Below are 18,634 nucleotides of genomic sequence, written 5' to 3'. Positions count from 1 at the left end.
CCATGTTAAGGCCCCTTCTCATACTGCTCTGCCTGCTGATGGCGACGCAGGCCCCGGCCGCCGAAAGATCCGGCGGGGGCGGTCCTGCAGCCTCCTCCCCTGCCGACGTCTACTTCGGTGAGGCGCTCTACCACGCCTACCAGGGGGAGTGGTTCGAGGCGGTGGCGCGGCTCGACACGGAGCTTTTCCAGCACCGCCGACTCGACGAGCCCGTGCTCGACCCGCTCCACCCGTACGTGGGGCAGGCGGAGTTCGACGTCGGCGACTTCGAGCTCGGTTACCGCATGCACCTGCGCGCCGGGCGCTCCATCAAGGCGGTGATCGACGGGAAGGTCGACGAGCTGCAGCGTAACGCCGCGATTTACCGGCTCGCGCGGCTCTACTTCCGCAAGGACCAGCCCCAGGAGGCCCTAAAGGCCCTGGAGCGCATCGGCGGCAAGCTCCCCGGGACGCTCGGCGTCGACGTCGAGTTCCTGCGCGCGCAGCTCCTCATGGCCCTCGGCCGCCTCGAGGAGGCCTCGGTCGTGCTGAAGGAGATCCGGGACGAGAAGGGTGTGGAAGGATTCGCCGGCTACAACCTGGGGGTGTCGCTCATGCAGCTTGGCAAAGTGCAGGACGGACGCGCATACCTCGAACGCACCGGGCAGATGCCGGGAACCGCCGCCGAGATCATGGCCATCAGGGACAAGGCGAACCTCGTTTTGGGGTACCGGCTTCTGGACGACAACGCGGCGGACCAGGCGAAGCTTGCCCTCGACCGTGTGCGCCTGACCGGCCCCTTCTCGAACCGGGCTCTCCTCGGCTCCGGTTGGGCCGACGCGAACCAGGGGAGCTTCGAACGCGCCCTGGTTCCCTGGAGCATCCTTGCCGGACGGGAGGTGACCGACCCCGCGGTGCAGGAGGCGATGCTCGCGCTCCCCTTCGCTTACGGGAAGATGAAGGCCTACGGCAAGGCGGCGCTCCTGTACGGCAGCGCCCTTGAATCCTTCGGCAAGGAGATCGAAAAGCTTTCCGGCTCCATCGAATCGGTGAAGGAGGGGAGGCTTCTGAAGGCGCTCGAGCGGGAAGAACTGAAGCAGGATGCCGAGTGGGTGGTGAAGTTGCGCAACCTACCCAAGGCGCCCGAGACCTACTACCTCCTGGACCTGATGGCCTCGCACGACTTTCAGGAGGCGCTCAGAAACTACCTCGATCTCAGGGACCTCGCGCAGAAACTCGCCACCTGGGAGGGAGACCTGAACGCCTTCGAGGAGATGATCGGGCTGCGTCGCGCCTACTACGAGCCGCTGCTCCCCGGAATCGACGCCTCCTTCAAGGAGCTCGACTCCCAGATCCGTCTGCGCAGCGAGCAGCGCGACCGCATCGGCAAAAGGCTCCACGCCATGCTGACCTCGCCGCGCCCCGAGCACTTGGCCACCGCCGAGGAGCGTCTCGCCAAGGAGGAACTCGCGCGCCTGGAGAAAGCCCTGGGGACTGGCTCCGCAGGTGCCAGTCCCCTTCCCGGCAGCGAAATCGCCGAGCGCATCGCCCGCCTGAAGGGTGTCATCGCCTGGAACATCGCCACCGGCTACCACCAGCGCCTCACCGACACCTTCGACGACCTCGACCGCCTGAACGAGGAGATGCGGCGCATGAAAGAGGAATACGACGCCTTCGTCCGCACGAGGCAGGCGGCGACGCAAAGCTATGAGGGGTACGACGAGGCGATCCGCGCCCGGCGCGCCGAGATCGCGGCGGCACGGGAAAAGGTGGCGGCCCTCATGCCGCGCCAGGGAAAGGTGCTCGAGGCTATGGCGGTTGATGAACTCTCCAGGCGCCGGACGCGCCTCGAAGGTTTCCAGATCACCGCGCGCTTCGCCATCGCGGACAGCTACGACCGGGCCAACAAGGCCCAGGCACAGAAGAAGGTGGGAGAATGAAACGGACCCGATTCCTGCTCATGGCGCTTTTCGCGCTCCTCGCCGCGTGCCAGTCCGGCGGCGGCAGGGAGACCATCGCGCAGCTTAAAGACGTGAAGGTCGAGATCAAGGAAGTGCCGATCGAAGGCGGTCTCGAGAAGGCGATGGAAGGGTATCAGCACTTCCTCGACGAGACGCCGGAATCGGCGCTCACCCCGGCGGCGATCCGTCGTCTGGCCGACCTGAAGATCGAGAAGGAATACGGCTACGTCGCCGCACCTGCAGGCAAAGCTGGGCGTGAGGCGGTGCTTCCCGCGCCGGAGCGCGCCGAGGTCGCGTCGTCTGCTGCCCCGGCTGCCCCGAGCCGCGCGCCGGGAGAGTCCGACGCCGATTTCGAGAAGAGGACCCTGAAGGCAAAAGAGGGACACGACGGGGAGGAGCGGGCCGGGGCGCGCGAGGCGATCGCCCTTTACCGCAAGCTCCTGGACAAGTACCCGCATTACCAGGGTAACGACCAGGTCCTCTACCAGATGTCGCGGGCCTACGAGGAGCTGGGCGAGACCGAGGAGGCGATGGCGGTCATGCAGCGCATGGTCAAGGATTACCCCGGATCGCGCTACATGAACGAGGTGCAGTTCCGCCGCGCCGAGTACTTCTTCACGCACCGGCAGTACATCGAGGCGGAAGGGGTGTACAAGGGGCTCGTCGAGGCAGGACCCGAGACCTCGTTCTACGAGCTCGCCCTCTACAAGCTCGGTTGGACCTTCTACAAGCAGGAGCTCTACGAGGAAGGGCTCGACCGCTTCATCGCGCTTCTGGACCACAAGGTGTCGACCGGGTACGACTTCGCCGCCACCGGAGACGACCTGGAGAGAAAGCGGGTCGACGACACCTTCCGGGTCATCAGCCAGAGCTTCTCCTACCTGCACGGCGCCGCTTCCGCCGTCGAGTACTTCGAAAAGAACGGCAAGCGCGGTTACGAGGACCGCGTCTACTCGAACCTGGGCGAGTTCTACTACGAGAAGCGCCGCTACAGCGACGCCGCGGCGTCCTACAACGCCTTCGTGAGCCGCAACCCGTTCCACCGCGCCTCGCCGCAGTTCAGCATGCGCGTGATCGAGATCCACATCGCCGGCGGCTTCCCGACCCTCGTCATCGAGGCGAAGAAGGAGTTCGCCAGGAACTACGGGCTCAAGTCCGAGTACTGGAAGCATTTCGAGCCCGCCTCCCGTCCCGAGGTGCTCGGTTTCCTGAAGACCAACTTCACCGACCTCGCCCACCACTACCACGCCCTGTACCAGGCGCCGGAGCACGCGAAGGAGAAGGAGGAGAACTTCAAGGAGGCGCTGCAGTGGTACGGCGACTTCCTGGATTCCTTTCCTAAGGAGGCGGAGTCGGCGAGCATCAACTACCAGATGGCCGACCTCCTCATGGAGAACCGCTCCTTCGCGCGGGCGGCGAAAGAGTACGAGCGGACCGCTTACGATTACCCGCGCTACGAGAAGTCCTCCGCAGCCGGTTACGCCGCCGTCTTCGCCTACCGCGAGCAGCTGCGCGAGGCAACCGCGGAGGAGAAGGACCAGGTGAAGCGCGAGGCGGTGAAGAGCTCGCTCAGGTTCGCCGAGGTCTTCCCGGAACACGAGAAGGCGGCGATCGTCCTTGGAGCGGCGGCCGACGACCTCTACGAGCTGAAGGAGTACGAAGAGGGGCTCACCGTCGCGAGGAAGCTGATCGCGACCTTCCCCGCCGCCGACAAGGAGGTGCTCAAATCGGCCTGGATCGTGGTCGGGCACTCCTGCTACGAGCTGAAGCGCTACCCGGAGGCGGAGGCGGGATACCAGCAGGTGCTCTCCCTCATCCCCGCCGAGGACAAGGCGCGGGAAGGGTTCACCGACAACCTCGCGGCCTCGATCTACAAGCAGGGGGAGGAGGCGAACGCCACCGGCAACTACCGCGCCGCCGCCGACCACTTCCTGCGCGTCGGCCGCATGGCCGCGGGCTCCAAGATCAGGGTGAACGCCGAGTACGACGCGACGGTGGCCCTCATCCAGCTGAAGGCGTGGAAGGAGGCGACCGCGGTCCTCACCGGCTTCCGGGAACTCTTCCCGGGGCACGAGCTGCAGCCCGAGGTAACAAGAAAGCTCGCCTTCGTCTACCGCGAGGACGGACGCCTGGCCGAGGCCGCCGGCGAGTACGAGCGGGTGGAGCGCGAGTTCAAGGACGACGAGGTGAGGCGCGAGGCCCTCATGCTGGCTGCCGATCTGCACCAGCAAAGCGGCAACAAGAAGCAGGCCCTCGCCGTGTACCGCCGCTACGTCGGTTACTTCCCCGAGCCGGTGGAGGTGAACCTCGAGATGCGCGACAAGATCTGCGCCTTCGTGAAGGACGAGGACCGCGCCGCATACCTGGAGGAACTGAAGACCATCATCGCCATCGACGCCGCCGCCGGGGACAAGCGCACCCCGCGCACCCGTTACCTCGCGGGCAGGGGCGCCCTAGTTCTCGCCGAGGGTGATTACGAGCGCTTTGCCGAGGTCAAGCTGGTGCAGCCGTTCGAGGAGAAACTGCGCCGGAAAAAGGAGCTGATGAAAGTCGCCATGCAGTCCTTCGGCAAGCTCCCCGAGTACGAGGTGGGCGAGGTCACCGCCGCCGCCACCTTCTATCTCGCCGAGATCTACGGCGAGTTCAGCAAGTCGCTCACCGGCTCGCAGCGCCCCGACGACCTGAACCCCCAGGAGCTGCAGGAGTACGAGATGGCCCTGGAGGAGCAGGCCTTCCCCTTCGAGGAAAAGGCGATCTCGGTGCACGAAAAGAACATGGAGCTCATCTCCGTCGGCATCTACAACGACTGGGTCGACAAGAGTCTCGGGCGGCTCGCGAAGCTCCTCCCCGCGCGCTACGACAAGCCGGAGGCCGCGACCGACATCGTCGCCTCGCTGGACGGTTTTGGCTACGAGATAGCGACCCCGGTGGCGGCGCCGCCCGCCCCCGCACCTGCGCAGGTCGTGAGCGATGCCGTGGCGCAACCGGGTGAAGGTGCGCCCGCGGCTCCGGCGGAAAAGGCGGAAGCCGCTCCGGCCGAGGCGGACGCTGCGGCGAAGGCTAGCGCTCCGGAGGAGAAACCGGTGCAGGAGGCGGCACCCGCTCCGGCCAAAAAGAAAACGACCGCGACGTCCAAGGGTAAAAAGGCGAAACGCCGTGCGAAAGGAGAGAAGAAATGAAGCGACAGCCTGAAACGTGTTCACGCGCAGCGATAGCGAGCAGTACCGGTCGGCTCCTCCTGGGCGCAGCCCTTCTGGCCCTTGCCGGTTGCGTGACGGGAGGGGGCGTGAAGGGCGCGGGAGTGGAGAAGCCCGCCGCCGCGGCCGCAGCCGCCGCCCCGGCCCCGGCGGCCGTACCGGCGACCCCGTCGGTCATACGCCTCTCCGGTGAGAAAACCGGCTTCGTCATCAGCGAGCCCGCCCCGGTCGGTTCCGAGGCGCGCCGCGATTTCGAGAAGGGGACCGCCCTGCTGAAGGATGGTGAATACCAAAAGAGCGCGGAACTCCTCGAAAAGGTGATCGCCGCGGCACCCTCGCTCACCGCCCCGCGCATCAACGCGGCCAAGGCCTACGCCGCACTGAAAAAGCCGGAACTGGCCGAGCCGCACCTGAAGGCTGCGCTCCAGGCCGTCCCCGGCCACCCGGCCGCGAGCAACGAGTACGCCCTCCAACTGCGCAAGGCGGGGCGCTTTGCCGAAGCCCGGCAGGTCTACGAAAAGTCGCTCGCCCTGTTCCCCGAGTACCACCCGGTTGAGCGCAACCTCGCCATTCTCTGCGACCTGTACCTGAAGGACTTCTCCTGCGCGCAGGCCCACTACGAGGCCTACAGCAAGGCGATGCCCGATGACAAGCAGGTGAAGCTATGGATCGCCGACCTGCAGGGGCGCACCGGTCACCTCGCGATGCACAAGGAGGCAGGGCAGTAGCCATGAAGTCCGACTACACCGACATTCCCGCTCCCGAAGAAAGAAGGGGGCGGATTTCCATGCAGGAGGCGGGTAGCTCCCCTCAGGCATGGAGGCACCACCGTTACCGGCAGATCACGTTTTGCCTGAGGCATCGCCGTCACAAGGAGGAGCGCATGTGGCCCAAGCTGATTTTCTTCGTTTTCCTGGTCCTTTTCCCGGTAGCCATCGTGCTTGGGCAGGACGACAAACCGGCGACGCCCGACGACCCGAACGCCAACGTGGCGACGGCGAAGCCCGCGGAGCCCGCCAAATCCGCCGAGCCCACCAAGGCCGCCGAGCCCGCCAAGGCCGCCGAACCCGGCGACGAGCCGAAGATGGTCTCGGGGATGTCGGTCCTAGGCAACAAGGAAGCGCCCATGTCCCTCTTCATCGTCCCGTGGAAGGTGTCGGAGCTCGGGGCCGAGACGAGTCTCACGCGGACCCTGAACGAGCGCCCGGCCCCGGTGGACCGGGAGGTCTTCCGGCGCGAGGTCGCCTTCTACGAGGTGAGCACCGGCAAGACGGACGTCCCGGCGGGTTCCGGCGCGCCGTAAGTAAAGCAAAGTCCCCTTCCCCTTGCGGGAGGGGGGCAGGGGGTGGGGGAAGTTGCCATCATTTCCGCTGTCTGCGGCTTCACCCACCCCCAACCCCACGAGAACTAAATACCGCAAATTAGCGGATCAATCGACCTGAGGGTCTACAGGCAAGGAGGCAAGTGATGCACGCAATCGTAAGGTTTTTCCAGATGGGTGGGTTCTTCATGTTCCCGATTCTCATGGTGCTGGCGGCGGGGATCGCCATTTCGGTGGAGCGCTGGCTCCATCTGAGCCGGGTCAAGAAGGACAACAGCCAGACCTGGGATCAACTGCAGCCGGTGCTGGCGGCGGGGGATTTCGACCGGGCGCGCGACATGGTCAACGAGGACGGCTCGACCATAGCGCAGATGCTCTCCATGGGGCTTGCACGCCAGGGCGCGGTGAGAAGGCGCGAGGACATCGAGATCGCCATGGAGGAGAGCCTCATGGAGATCATCCCGCAACTGGAGAAGCGCACCCCGTACCTGGCACTTCTCTCGAACATCGCCACCCTCTTCGGTCTTCTGGGTACCATCATGGGCCTCATCGCGGCCTTCACCGCGGTCGCCACCGCGAGCCCGGCCGAAAAGGCGGCGCTCCTTGCCGCGAGCATCTCCGAGGCGATGAACTGCACCGCCTTCGGCCTCATGTCCGCCATTCCGCTTCTCCTGATCCACGCCCGCCTCACTTCGACCACCGGGCAGATCGTCGGGAGCCTGGAGATGGTATCGGTGAAGGCGCTGAACAGCATCTCCACCTTCGCCAAGCGCGCGTACTGAGATCCCGCACACGAAAAAACTGACAGGAGCCGGTTATGGCAAGACGTAGAAGAAGGCAGAAGGAAGAACTGGACATGGACATCATGGAGGTGCTGAACCTCACCCCGATGATGGACGTGTTCACCGTTCTCGTCGTCTTTCTGCTCATCACCGCGGTCTTCACGAGCATCACCATCATGGAGCTGAGCGTCCCTACCGGGGCGGGAGCGGCCGCCGTCGGCAAGCCGAACTTCGCCATCGAGGTGATCGTCCGCAAGGCGGGGCTCGAGATCGCCAATGGCAAATCGGTCGAGGCCGTCATCCCGAAAAAGGGGGACAAGTACGATCTTGAGAAGCTCTCCGAGGTGATGCGCGGCATCAAGGCCCAGTACCCGGACAAGGAGGACGCCACCGTCCTCATGGAGCCCAAGGTCGAATACGACTACCTGGTCCAGGTGATGGACGTGGTGCGCAGCGCCGTGGTGAAGGCGCCGGGGAGCACGCAGGGGGCGAGGGTGACCCTTTTCCCGAAGATATCGATAGGAGACGCACCATGAGACAGAGCCGGCGCATGAAGCGGCTGGAACGCAACAACCATCGCAGGCAGGCATTCCTGAACCTGATACCGATGCTGGACGTACTTTCGGTGCTGGTGTTCTTCCTGCTTTTTCACTCGTTCAACGGGGACATGCCCGAACAACGCCTTGCCCTCCCGAACTCCGTCGTCGAGACGAAGCCGAGGGGGACCGTGGTGGTCTCGGTCACCCCGGAGGCGATCGTGGTGCAGGGGCAGCCGGTGGCGAGAACCGCCGAGCTCTACGACGACCAGGTGGCCACGGCGCGCGAGGTGACGGAGAAGCTGAACGAGATCCAGAGCAGGATCGCCGCAAGCGGAGGGACGGTCGCGGAGAGCGAGTCGAGGGAGGTCACCCTTCTCGCGGACAAGAACATACCGTTCAAGGTGCTTAAAAAAATAATGACGAGCTGCACGGCTTCCGGCTACGGCAGGATCTCCCTCGCCGTCATCCAGAAGGCCTCGCATGCCTAGCGGGTGCACTGTGAATACATCGTTACTGGAACAGGAGCTGGCGCCGCTTAACGCCAGGGTCAAAGAGGCCAAGACGGCCATCAACGACCTCGAGATGCAGATGAGCGTGGCGCAGTCGGAGCTCGACATGTCCGCCACGGACCGGCTTTGCTTCGACGCCTTGAGGGACGCCTGCAACGCCCTCGACCGGCTCGCCCAGCTAGAGGTCGGCGGTCTCTTCTGGGAGGCGATGCCGGAGGTCGGCGACCCGGAGACGCGCCTTGCGAAGATCATGGAGAGCGTCGTCAGGTTCGACGAGGAGATGCGCGGGTCTCTCGAGAAAAAGGCGGGGCTCAAGGCGCAGCTCGACCGGCGCCACGAGGAGCTCGAGTGCCTCCACGACGCGATCCACGACGCGCATGCGCGCGAAGAGCGGCGCGAGGAGGAATTCCTCGTCGAGCGGGAACTCTGCGTGCCGGAGCACGTCCCGGTGATGCCCTGGAGCAACGAGCCCGAGGTGGAACGGCGCTACCGCCGCACCATGTCCACCGCGATGCTTTTGAGTCTTCTGCTTTTCATCGTCACCCGGCTGGTGACACTCCCGCCGCCGGTGCACCCGGTCATCGCCGAGGTGCCGGAGCGGCTTGCGATGATGGTGCGCAAGGAGATCCCGAAGCCGGTCCCGCCGAAGAAGGCGCGCGAAGAGAAGAAAGAGGCCGAGAAGGAGCAGGCGAAGAAGGAAAACGCCGTCGAGAAGACGGAGAAAAAGCAGGCCGTGACGCAGCAAGAGCGCGCGCAGGAACATCCGGCCCAGGCGTCGTCGGAACAGGCCGCGGCACCTTCGCGCTCCCGCAACACCGGCGTGCTTGCCTTCAAGGACAGCTTCAAGGACCTGATCGACGAGACGCCGGTACCCAAACTGGGCGCCGAGGCGCGCCTCAGCAACGCGAACGCCGCCGGGCAGGCCGTCGCCAGCCGCTCGCTGGTGGCGATGCAGGGTGGCGCGGGAGGCGGCGGTTACGGTGCCGTGAGCCGCAACGTCGGTAACGGCGGCAGCGGAGGGATCGGCGGCGCCGCAGTGGGGCGTGGTGTCGGCGCCGGCAAGGAAGGTAGGCTTGGGCGCGGCAACGCGGGCTTCTCGAAGGTGCAAAGCGGCATCGCCGGGGCGGGAGGGGCCAAAGAGGGAAGGCCGCTCAGTTCGAACGCACGCGCTTCCCGCACCGACGAGGAGATTCAGATCCTCTTCGACCGCTACAAGGCGGCGCTCTACCGCATCTACAACACCCAGTTGCGCAAGGACCCCACCCTGCGCGGCAAGATGGTGCTGAAGATCGCCATCGAGCCGAACGGCGCGGTCTCCGCCTGCTCCGTGGACTCGACCAACATCAACGCAACCGAGTTCTGCGAGCAGATCGTGGACCGGGTCAGGAAGTTCAACTTCGGGCCCAAGGACGGGGTACCCAAGACGACCATCCTGTACCCGATAGACTTCCTCCCCGCGCGCTAGAGCGTGACGGAGGCGGGGGGTGGGTGAAGCCGCTTACCCCACCCCCTCACCCCTCCCGCAAGGGGAGGGGGGCAATCGAACGACGCTGGAAAAAACCAAATGGAGGATCACCAGATGGGCGTAATCATCGACACCCTGATAATCGGCCTGGGCGAACCGACCATATTGACGAGGGCCTTTCCGGCCTGCGAAATCACGCGACTGACGCGGGGGGATGCAATGCTCCAGCGGTACCGGGTCGCCCTCAAAAGCGAGGATGAGGAGCGGTACTTCGATTTCCTCCAGGACCACTGCATAGCCATGACGTCGAACAGGTTCTATTTCAGGATGAAGAACGACCAGGTTTTTGCGGAAAGGATGAAGGCGAGACTCGCCGGCGTCAGAAGCGGCGGGGGGATGCGATGAAGCTTACCGATGTACTGATTCTGGGGCCCGAAGAGCTCCGGATCGTTCGTGAGGAATTCCCCGATTGCAAGGTGGACCGGCTCAGCACTTCGGACACCCTGATCCAGCAGTACCGGATCACTTTCGAGCTGGAAGAGGAGAGTTCCTATTACAACTTCCTGCTGGATAACCGCATGGCGATGTCGTCACACAATTTCTACTACAGGGTGAAGATCGACAAGATCTTCTCTGAAAGGATCAGGAAGAGAAAGCTAGTTTGATCTGGGACATGTGCTTTCCTAAGAAGCATACCCAGTGGCACTACGTCCCCCCCTTTTGCAAGGGCTCATCAGGGAATTGTGGGGGAGCAGTGTGACCGTTTCCATGAAGCGGAGCAGTAGGCGGCACGTCCCCCCCTTTGCGAAGGGGGGACAGGGGGATTTGCTTCACGCGTCCCCCGGCAGCGTCGGCAACGGACGTTGCGAATTACGCAAAAACAAGGAGGCAGAAGAAAGAGATGAAAATGAAACAGATGATAGTTTGTGGACTCGTCGCTGCGGCCATAGCGCTCGCATCGGGCACCGCCATGGCGGAAGGCATCAAGGGACGGGTCGGCGTCACCGGCAGGGTCGGTTTCCAGATTCCCGCTGACAACGAAGCCGAATTCGGCTGGGGTAACAACAAGACCGACACCGGTTTCGTCGGCGGAGGCGGGTTCATCTACGGCATCGACAGCAACTGGGCCATGGAGCTCGAAGCCACCCACTCGAGTTTCGAATCCGACACCGGCGACTTCGGCGTGACCGACATCTCCCTGGGAGCCCAGTACCGCATCAGGGTCCCCGAGAGCCGGAAGCTCGTCCCCTACCTCGGAGCGGGGCTCGACATCCTCGTAACCGATTACGATCCCTACGACGGGGCCTCGCTCCATGTAGACACCGCCGTAGGCGCCCACCTGAGGGGAGGCATCGATTACTTCCTCACCAAGGATCTCGCCTTCAACGCGGACGCCAAGTTCGTCCTCGCCCCTGACGTAGACATCACCTACCAGGGGATCCACACCGGTGATTTCGATCCCTCGAGCTTTTCCGGGACCGTCGGCCTGCGTTATTTCTTCAACTGATTGAGCCGCGTCACTTGCAACCCCGATGATCTTCCGCCGGTCCCCTCTCCCGGCGGGAGATCATCCTGACCAGAAAACAATCGGAGGCAATCTATGAAACGCATCCTGTCCATACTCGCGGTAGTGGCCCTTCTTGTCCCAGCTGCCGCCTTTGCGGGCGGACTTGAAGTCTTCCTCTCCAACGTGAACGTACAGGCCCGGGCCGACATGCCCGGCTTTTCCGTCGGGTTGAGCACCCAGTTCGGCGTCCCGGTGACCCAGGTCCAGGCCGTGCTTCGGACCGTGCACGAACCTGCCGACGCCTTCATGGTCCTGCAACTCGGCCAGATGGCGCATCGCCCGCCCGAGACCGTCCTTGCCGTCTACCAGCCCAACCGGAAGAAGGGATGGGGGGCCATCGCCAAGGAACTGGGGATAAAACCGGGTTCCGCCGAATTCCACGCCCTCAAGAACGGGGACCTGCACTTCACCGGACGTAACGCCGGTCGCGGCGGAGATCGCGGCGAGGTTGGCGGTAGCGACCACGGCAATGGCGGCGGGAAGGGGCATGGCGGCGGTAACGGACACGGCGGCGGCAACGGCAAGGGCCACAACAAGTCCTAGTCCAAGGGTGGGGCTTTGAGCCCGCGAAAGGAGATGCCGGAGGATGAATATGAGCAAAGGTATCGTTGCAGTAGTGGTGTTCGGCAGCCTGACCGGCATCTGCGGCTGTCGCAAGGAAGGGCCCGCGGAGCGCGCCGGCCGGGATGTCGACCGGGCGGTCGAGCGTGTCGGCATCGAGCTTGGCAAAGCCGGCGACCGCATGGGAGAGGTGGTCAAGAAGCTGGATCGGTGACCATGTAGTAAAGCGCCAAGGGGCGCCGCAAAAGCGGCGCCCCTTTTTCGTTGTCCGGTTTGGTACTTGCGCTAACAAAATCGAGCCCTTTCCAGCTCCCCCTCCCTTGACGGGAGGGGGGCGGGGGTGGGTGAAGCCGCAAGCCAAGCGAGCTGCAGGAGCCCTGACGTCCCCCCCTTTGCGAAGGGGGAGCCTGCCCCCCGTAGCCTTGGCGAAGGGGGGACAGGGGGGATTTGCCGTGTGCAAAATACTCAAAGCCCCTCTATGCCAGTCTCCATACCTCTTCTATGAGTGTGCCTGCTGGCACTATGCAAGAATAGATGTAAAGTTGTGAAATGCCGAAATGACAGAGACGTTAACTCAACGTTGTGCAACCAGTCTTAACCGGGAGGGAAAAGATGGACAACATGGCGGAGTTCAACAAGCTAGCGGTCGCTTATGCAACGGAGTACGGCACCAAGCTCGTGGCGGTGATTCTTTTCTGGTTGGTTGGGCGCTGGCTCATCGGGTTGGTCGGGCGCATGCTGCACGGGGTGCTCGAGAGGCAGAAAGTCGATCCCACCCTCATGCGCTACATCGGCAATTTCCTCTCCGTCACCCTGAACATCATCCTCGTCGTCGCCATCTTAGGTTACTGCGGCATCCAGACCACCACCTTCGCGGCCCTCGTGGCAGGCATCGGCATCGCGATAGGCGCCGCATGGGGAGGGCTCCTCTCCAACCTGGCGGCCGGTATCTTTCTCATCGTGCTTCACCCGTTCAAGGTCGGGGACTTCATAACTGCAGGCGGCGTCACCGGAACGGTCAAGGAAATCGGCCTTTTCATCACCGTCATTGACACCCCCGACAATGTGCTGGCGATGGTCGGCAACAGCAAGATCTTCGGGGACACCATACAGAACTATTCCGCCAACGCCTTCCGCAGGGTCGAACTCAAGTGCCAGCTGGCCGGCGGTGCGGACCACGTGGCGGCGATGCAACTTTTAAGGGAGAAGATTGCCGGGGTCCCCAACGTCCTAGCCGAGCCGTCGGTGCAGGTGGAGATCCTCGAGTTCGTCGCGGCGGGGCCCGTACTGGCGGTGCGTCCGTTCTGCCACAACGATCACTACTGGCAGGTCTATTTCGACGGCAACAAGGTGATACGGGAGAGCCTCGCTGAAGCAGGTTTCCCGGCACCGATGCCGGCCCAGATGGTGTTCGTGCAGAAAACCTTCCCCTGAAGCCCGTCCCCCTACTAACGGTCAGCGCAAGCGCCTCACCTTAAGCCCCGGCCTCGACCACGTGGGCTTAAGGTGACCTCGCGCTCCCCCCTTTGCGAAGGTTCTTCAGGAAATTCCGGGAAAGCGGGGCGACCGTTTCCACGAAGCAGAGCAGCAGGCGTTATGTTCCCCCCTTTGCGAAGGGGGGACAGGGGGGATTTGTCTTTTTTGAACCACTATGCACTCCTGTCACAAAGTCACTATGAGCGATTTTATGACTGTGGCTGGAAAATCTCCTACGAGCTTGTACAGTTATTGGCACGGTTTAAGGCAAAAACATCGCTGTATGAGAACAGGAGGTCGCTATATGGGAATCAGCCGGCGCAAGTTCCTGAAGGTCACTTCCGGCATCGTTGGCGGCGGTGTCGCCGCGGAACTCGGCATCTTGAATGTCGACACGGCCGCTGCCGCGGCCAAAGCGGGCAAGGTGCCGATAAAAAGCGGCAGGCAGATACCCAGCATCTGTCCCTACTGCGCGGTCGGCTGCGGCCAGATCGTCACAGTGGACGATGCAGGCGTCATCGTCGACATCCAGGGCAACCCCGACTCCCCGATCAACCAGGGGACCCTCTGTCCCAAAGGGGCCGCGACGCTCCAGCTCGTGAAGAACGAGCAGCGCTGGAACACGGTGAAATACCGCGCCCCGGGGAGCGACCGCTGGGAGGAGAAGTCGCTCGACTGGGCAATGAGCCGGATCGCGGAGCTGACGAAGAAAACCCGCGACGCGAACTTCAACGAGTTCCAGGACATGCCCGACGGAAAGGGGGGGACCATCCGCAAGCGGGTGATGAACACCTACGCCCTCGCCTCCCTGGGGGGCGCCACCATGGACAACGAGTGGAACTACCTGCACCAAAAGCTCATGCACGCGCTCGGGGTCGTTTACCTGGAAAACCAGGCCCGCATCTGACACTCCTCGACGGTCCCCGGTCTGGGGACTACGTTCGGCCGCGGCGGCTCCACCACCTTCCCGCGCGACCTGGAGCGCTCCAACGCCGTCCTCATCATGGGCTCCAACATGGCGGAGTGCCACCCCGTCGCCTTCCGCTGGCCGCTCAAGGCGAAGACCGACCACGGCGCCGTCCTCATGCACGTCGATCCCCGCTTCACCCGCACTTCGGCCGCCTGCGACGTCCACGTCCCGATCCGCGCCGGGAGCGACATCGTTTTCCTGGGCGCCATCATCAACCACGTGATCAACAGCAGGCGCTGGAACGAGGACCCCTTTTACCGCGAGTACGTGGTGAACTACACCAACGCCGCCACGCTGGTCAATCCGGATTTCAAGGGGACCGAGGAGCTGGACGGCGTCTTCTCCGGCCTCGCCCCGGACGGTAAATCCTACGCCAACGCGAGCTGGTCCTATCAGCGAAACCCCGCCCCCGGCAAGGGAAAGGGGGGCTTGGGACCCTTCAGCGACCTGTTGTTGCAGCAGCTCCCCGGGCGCCCCAAAACCGACCCCACCATGCAGGACCCGCACTGCGTGCTGCAGATCATCAAAAGGCATTACGCACGCTACACCCCCGCGCTGGTGGAAAAGGTCTGCGGCTGCAGCCCCGAGCAGTTCATCAAGGTGGCGCAGACCATGCTCGAGAATTCCGGGCGCGAGAAAACCGCCAATATCACCTACGCCGTGGGGTGGACCCAGCACACCGTCGGGGTGCAGATCATCCGCGCGGCGGCCATGCTGCAGGCGCTTTTAGGCAACATCGGCCGGCCGGGCGGAGGGGTGCTCGCGCTGCGCGGTCACGCCACCATCCAGGGTTCCACGGACATCGCCACCCTGTACCATTCGCTCCCCGCATACCTCAACATGCCGGACGGCCGCAAGAAACACGACTCCCTGAAGGACTTCATCCTGACCGAGGCGGGGCCGGTCGCCACGAGCTACTGGGGGAACTACCCGAAGTTCGCGGTCTCCTACTTCAAGGCCCAGTTCGGCGCCGCGGCCACCGCGGAAAACGACTACGGCTACGACTACCACCCGAAGATCACCGGCGACCATTCGCACATGCCGATGATGCTCGACATGGGTGCCGGCAAGATAAAGGGGTTCTTCGTCATGGGGCAGAACCCGGCGGTGGGTGGGCAGAACGCCCGCCTGCAGCGCAAGGCCCTGGCGAAGCTCGACTGGATGGTGGTGCGGGACTACTTCGAAACCGAGACCGCCTCCTTCTGGCGCAACTCGCCGGAGATCCTCTCCGGTGAGCTGAAGCCCGCCGACATCAAGACCGAGGTCTTCTTCCTGCCTGCCGCCGCCGTGGCCGAGATGGAGGGGTCCTTCACGAACACGCAGCGGCTGTTGCAGCAGCACGACAAGGCCGCCGATCCCCCCGGGGACGCGCGCAGCGACAGCTGGTTCACGTACCACCTGGGCAAGAGACTCCAGGCGATGTACCGCGACTCGGGGAACCCCCTCGACTGGGGCATCAGGAATCTCGCCTGGGATTACGAGCCTGAGGCGAAGGAGGTCGCCCCCTGGCGCATCAAGGACGAACCCTCGGCCTACCGGGTGCTGAAGGAGATCAACGGCTACACGGTGGCCGACGGCAAGCCCTTAGCCACCTTCGCGAACCTGAAGGAGGACGGCACCACGGCCTGCGGCGCCTGGATCTACACCGGCGTCGTCCCGGAGGAGGGGAAGAACAACGCGGCGCGCAGAAAGCCCGACGAATGGATCTCCCCCAACTGGGGCTTCGCCTGGCCGGCGAACCGGCACATCATGTACAACCGCGCCTCGGCGGACAGCCAGGGAAGGCCGTGGTCCGAGGCCAAGAAGCTCGTCATGTGGGACCCGGACGCAGACAGCGGCACCAAGGATCCGGCCGGGAACCCGGTGCGCGGCAAGTGGATCGCCCCCTCCGGAGAGGGGATCGACTTCCAGCCGACCAAGGCCCCCGCCATGGTCGGGAAGGACGCGGCGCTCGGCTTCGACTGGCTGAGCGGCAACGACGCGTTCATCATGCGCGCCGACGGCAAGGCGTGGCTCTTCGCGCCGGCGGGGCTTGTGGACGGCCCGCTTCCCGCCCACTACGAGCCGTACGAGTCCCCGGTGGCGAACCGGGTCTACCGGCAGCAGTCCAACCCGGTGGCGAAGGTCTGGCGCACCGAAGGCAACGTCTACCACGGCGTCGCCGATCCCAAGTACCCGATCGTCGTCTCCACCTACCGCGTGACCGAACACCACCTAAGCGGCACCATGAGCCGGTGGCTCCCCTGGCTCGCCGAACTGATGCCGGAGCTCTTCTGCGAGGTCTCCCCCGAGCTTGCCGCCGAGAAGGGGATCAGGAACGCGGGATACGTCACCATCGTCACCGCGCGCGGCGAGATCGAGGCGCGCGCCCTGGTGACCCGGCGCATCAAGCCCTTCGTCATCGACGGCAAGAAGGTGCACGAGATAGGCCTTCCCTGGCACTGGGGGTGGCAGGGGAACGCGAAGGGGGACGTCGCCAACGACCTGAGCGCCATGGTGGGGGACCCCAACGTCTCCATCCACGAAGGAAAGGTGTTCACCTGCGACATCCGGGCGGGCAGGAAAGGAGGGCGGAGCTGATGGCAAAGGGCATGTTCGTAGACACGACCATCTGCACCGGGTGCAAGGCGTGCCAGGTGGCCTGCAAGCAGTGGAACGGCCTCTCCGCCGAGCCGGCGCACTTCGGGAAGAGGCCCGGGGTTCCCTACCCGGTCGCCGACAACTTCACCGGCGATTCCTACGACAACACCGGGACCCTGAGCGCCACCGACTGGCGCCACGTCCGCTTCATAGAGCAGATCGACGAGTCGCGCCGCGAGAAGCGCTGGCTTTTCTCGAGCGACTCCTGCAAGCACTGCAGCGATGCCGGCTGCCTTAACGCCTGCCCCACCAAGGCGATCGTACGGACCGACCTCGGCAACGTGGTGGTGCAGCAGGAGACCTGCATCGGCTGCAAGTTCTGCATCCCCTCCTGCCCCTACGGGGTCATCTCCTTCAGCGAGGAGACCGGGACGGCGCACAAGTGCACCCTGTGCAACGACCGCATCCACAACGGCCTCGGCACCGCATGCGCCAAGGCGTGCCCTACCGGGTCGATCCGTTTCGGCGAGCTCGCCGACCTGAAAAAGCGGGCCGACGCGCGCCTGGCCCAGTTGAAGGGGAAAGGGGAGAAGGCGCGCATCTACGGGTACGAGGAGGCGGACGGACTCAAGGTCTTCTACCTCTTCGCGGACCGCCCGAAGGTCTACGGGCAGCCGGAAGACCCGGTGGTGCCGCAGCGCCGCCTGGTGCTCTGTTCCCTGGTGACCATCCTCACCGCGCTCGGCGTGGGGGCGGCCGCCCTGGTGAACTTCCGCGAAAGGCTGAACGGCAGAGACGAGGAGGAAAGCCATGAGTCCTGAGATCATTCAGCCCCCCGAATGGGCCTGGTACTACATCGCGGTCTACTTCTTCGTGGCAGGCACCTCGGCCGGTGCCTACTTCATCGGCGCCATGGAGGAGCTTTTCGGCAGCGGCAGGGAGCGCGAGGTGAGCCGCGCCGCCTGCTACATCGCTTTCCCGCTCCTCATCCTCGTCCCCATCCCGCTCATCGCGGACCTGGGACGGCCGGAGCGCTTCTGGCACCTGTTCATCTACAACCAGGGGGGGTACCCGTACCTGAACCTCGTCTCCCCCATGTCGGTCGGGTCATGGGTCCTGCTGATCTTCAGCGTCTGCTCCCTGCTCTCCTTTCTCGACAACCTGGTGGCGGACCGGGTGATCTCCTTCCCCCTCTTCTCCAGGTACTACAACCGCATCCCGAGGCGCCTCTACGCCGTCTTGGGCTCCCTGGCCGGTTTCTTCATCGCGGGGTACACCGGCGTTCTCCTGAACGTCACCGCGAGCCCCTTCTGGGCCGCCACCTCCCCATTCATGGGGGCGCTCTTCATCGTCTCCGGTGCCTCGACCGGGGCCGCCGCCATTTCGCTCTACCTCATCTGGCGCAGGCGCAACTCCGGCGGAGAGGTGGAAAGACTGGAGGCGTTCGACCGCGTCGTCATGGTATCCGAGCTCGTGCTCATCGCGCTGCTCCTGGTGCTTGCCGGCCGCACCGCGCTTCCTTTGATGACGCCCCCATTCGTGGCCATGTTCTGGTTGGGTACCGTCGCGCTCGGCATCGCGGCGCCTCTGTGGTTCAAGTACCGCTCCCGCCGGCATCCCTTCGGGGACGCACCGGTGCTGGCGCATTACCTGTGCATCCTCGCGGGAGGGCTCCTTCTGAGGATCAGTCTGCTGCAGGCGGGACAGTTGTGAGTACGGAGGGGGGC

General features: G+C 64.4%; 17 protein-coding genes. All 17 read left to right on the top strand.

Annotated features, from left to right (window positions below; all coding sequences use genetic code 11):
* The first annotated feature begins 2 nt into the window (after positions 1-2).
* The 17 genes from D6Z24_RS00900 to nrfD all read left to right on the top strand — a co-directional run bounded on the left by D6Z24_RS00900 (position 3) and on the right by nrfD (position 18,620).
* On the top strand, positions 3-1,919 hold the full coding sequence (locus tag D6Z24_RS00900) for a tetratricopeptide repeat protein (RefSeq protein WP_129124658.1): 1,917 nt from the start codon (positions 3-5) through the stop codon (positions 1,917-1,919).
* Positions 1,916-5,119, top strand: a complete 3,204-nt coding sequence (locus tag D6Z24_RS00895; RefSeq protein WP_129124657.1) for a tetratricopeptide repeat protein — start codon at positions 1,916-1,918, stop codon at positions 5,117-5,119. The genes D6Z24_RS00900 and D6Z24_RS00895 overlap by 4 nt, the downstream gene beginning before the upstream one ends.
* The gene (locus D6Z24_RS00890) at positions 5,116-5,865 is read left to right on the top strand and encodes a tetratricopeptide repeat protein (protein WP_198419493.1); all 750 of its coding nucleotides are present in this window, start codon (positions 5,116-5,118) and stop codon (positions 5,863-5,865) included. Before D6Z24_RS00895 ends, D6Z24_RS00890 begins: the two co-directional genes overlap by 4 nt.
* Positions 5,866-6,020: 155 nt before the next feature.
* Entirely contained in the window at positions 6,021-6,440 is a 420-nt protein-coding gene (locus tag D6Z24_RS00885; protein ID WP_129125393.1) for a hypothetical protein, read from the top strand.
* Positions 6,441-6,604: 164 nt separating this feature from the next.
* The gene (locus tag D6Z24_RS00880; protein ID WP_129124656.1) at positions 6,605-7,240 is read left to right on the top strand and encodes a MotA/TolQ/ExbB proton channel family protein; all 636 of its coding nucleotides are present in this window, start codon (positions 6,605-6,607) and stop codon (positions 7,238-7,240) included.
* 35 nt (positions 7,241-7,275) lie between these two features.
* Positions 7,276-7,776: an ExbD/TolR family protein gene (locus D6Z24_RS00875; RefSeq protein ID WP_129124655.1), complete on the top strand. Its 501-nt coding sequence runs from the start codon at positions 7,276-7,278 to the stop codon at positions 7,774-7,776.
* Complete coding sequence (locus D6Z24_RS00870; protein ID WP_129124654.1) at positions 7,773-8,267, top strand: ExbD/TolR family protein; 495 nt, start codon at positions 7,773-7,775, stop codon at positions 8,265-8,267. The genes D6Z24_RS00875 and D6Z24_RS00870 overlap by 4 nt, the downstream gene beginning before the upstream one ends.
* A gap of 10 nt (positions 8,268-8,277) precedes the next feature.
* Complete coding sequence (locus D6Z24_RS00865; RefSeq protein ID WP_246014527.1) at positions 8,278-9,753, top strand: AgmX/PglI C-terminal domain-containing protein; 1,476 nt, start codon at positions 8,278-8,280, stop codon at positions 9,751-9,753.
* A 114-nt stretch (positions 9,754-9,867) separates the two neighbouring features.
* The gene (locus tag D6Z24_RS00860) at positions 9,868-10,158 is read left to right on the top strand and encodes a hypothetical protein (RefSeq protein ID WP_129124652.1); all 291 of its coding nucleotides are present in this window, start codon (positions 9,868-9,870) and stop codon (positions 10,156-10,158) included.
* Complete coding sequence (locus tag D6Z24_RS00855; RefSeq protein ID WP_129124651.1) at positions 10,155-10,418, top strand: hypothetical protein; 264 nt, start codon at positions 10,155-10,157, stop codon at positions 10,416-10,418. The genes D6Z24_RS00860 and D6Z24_RS00855 overlap by 4 nt, the downstream gene beginning before the upstream one ends.
* A gap of 242 nt (positions 10,419-10,660) precedes the next feature.
* Positions 10,661-11,260 (top strand): porin family protein, encoded by a 600-nt coding sequence (locus D6Z24_RS00850; protein WP_129124650.1) that lies wholly within the window; start codon positions 10,661-10,663, stop codon positions 11,258-11,260.
* A gap of 93 nt (positions 11,261-11,353) precedes the next feature.
* Complete coding sequence (locus D6Z24_RS00845) at positions 11,354-11,863, top strand: hypothetical protein (protein WP_129124649.1); 510 nt, start codon at positions 11,354-11,356, stop codon at positions 11,861-11,863.
* A 49-nt stretch (positions 11,864-11,912) separates the two neighbouring features.
* Positions 11,913-12,095, top strand: coding sequence for a hypothetical protein (locus tag D6Z24_RS00840; RefSeq protein WP_246014526.1), 183 nt, complete (start codon positions 11,913-11,915; stop codon positions 12,093-12,095).
* A 398-nt stretch (positions 12,096-12,493) separates the two neighbouring features.
* Entirely contained in the window at positions 12,494-13,315 is an 822-nt protein-coding gene (locus D6Z24_RS00835; RefSeq protein WP_129124647.1) for a mechanosensitive ion channel family protein, read from the top strand.
* Between the two features lie 346 nt (positions 13,316-13,661).
* Positions 13,662-16,907 (top strand): formate dehydrogenase-N subunit alpha, encoded by a 3,246-nt coding sequence (fdnG, locus tag D6Z24_RS00830; RefSeq protein ID WP_129124646.1) that lies wholly within the window; start codon positions 13,662-13,664, stop codon positions 16,905-16,907.
* Complete coding sequence (locus tag D6Z24_RS00825) at positions 16,907-17,728, top strand: 4Fe-4S dicluster domain-containing protein (protein WP_129124645.1); 822 nt, start codon at positions 16,907-16,909, stop codon at positions 17,726-17,728. Before fdnG ends, D6Z24_RS00825 begins: the two co-directional genes overlap by 1 nt.
* The gene (nrfD, locus tag D6Z24_RS00820; RefSeq protein ID WP_129124644.1) at positions 17,718-18,620 is read left to right on the top strand and encodes an NrfD/PsrC family molybdoenzyme membrane anchor subunit; all 903 of its coding nucleotides are present in this window, start codon (positions 17,718-17,720) and stop codon (positions 18,618-18,620) included. Before D6Z24_RS00825 ends, nrfD begins: the two co-directional genes overlap by 11 nt.
* Positions 18,621-18,634 lie beyond the last annotated feature (14 nt).

This window comes from Geomonas oryzae, from assembly GCF_004117875.1.
Taxonomy (GTDB): domain Bacteria; phylum Desulfobacterota; class Desulfuromonadia; order Geobacterales; family Geobacteraceae; genus Geomonas; species Geomonas oryzae.
The sequence above is the reverse complement of the archived record's forward strand: the minus strand, read 5'-3'. Positions and strand labels throughout refer to the sequence as shown.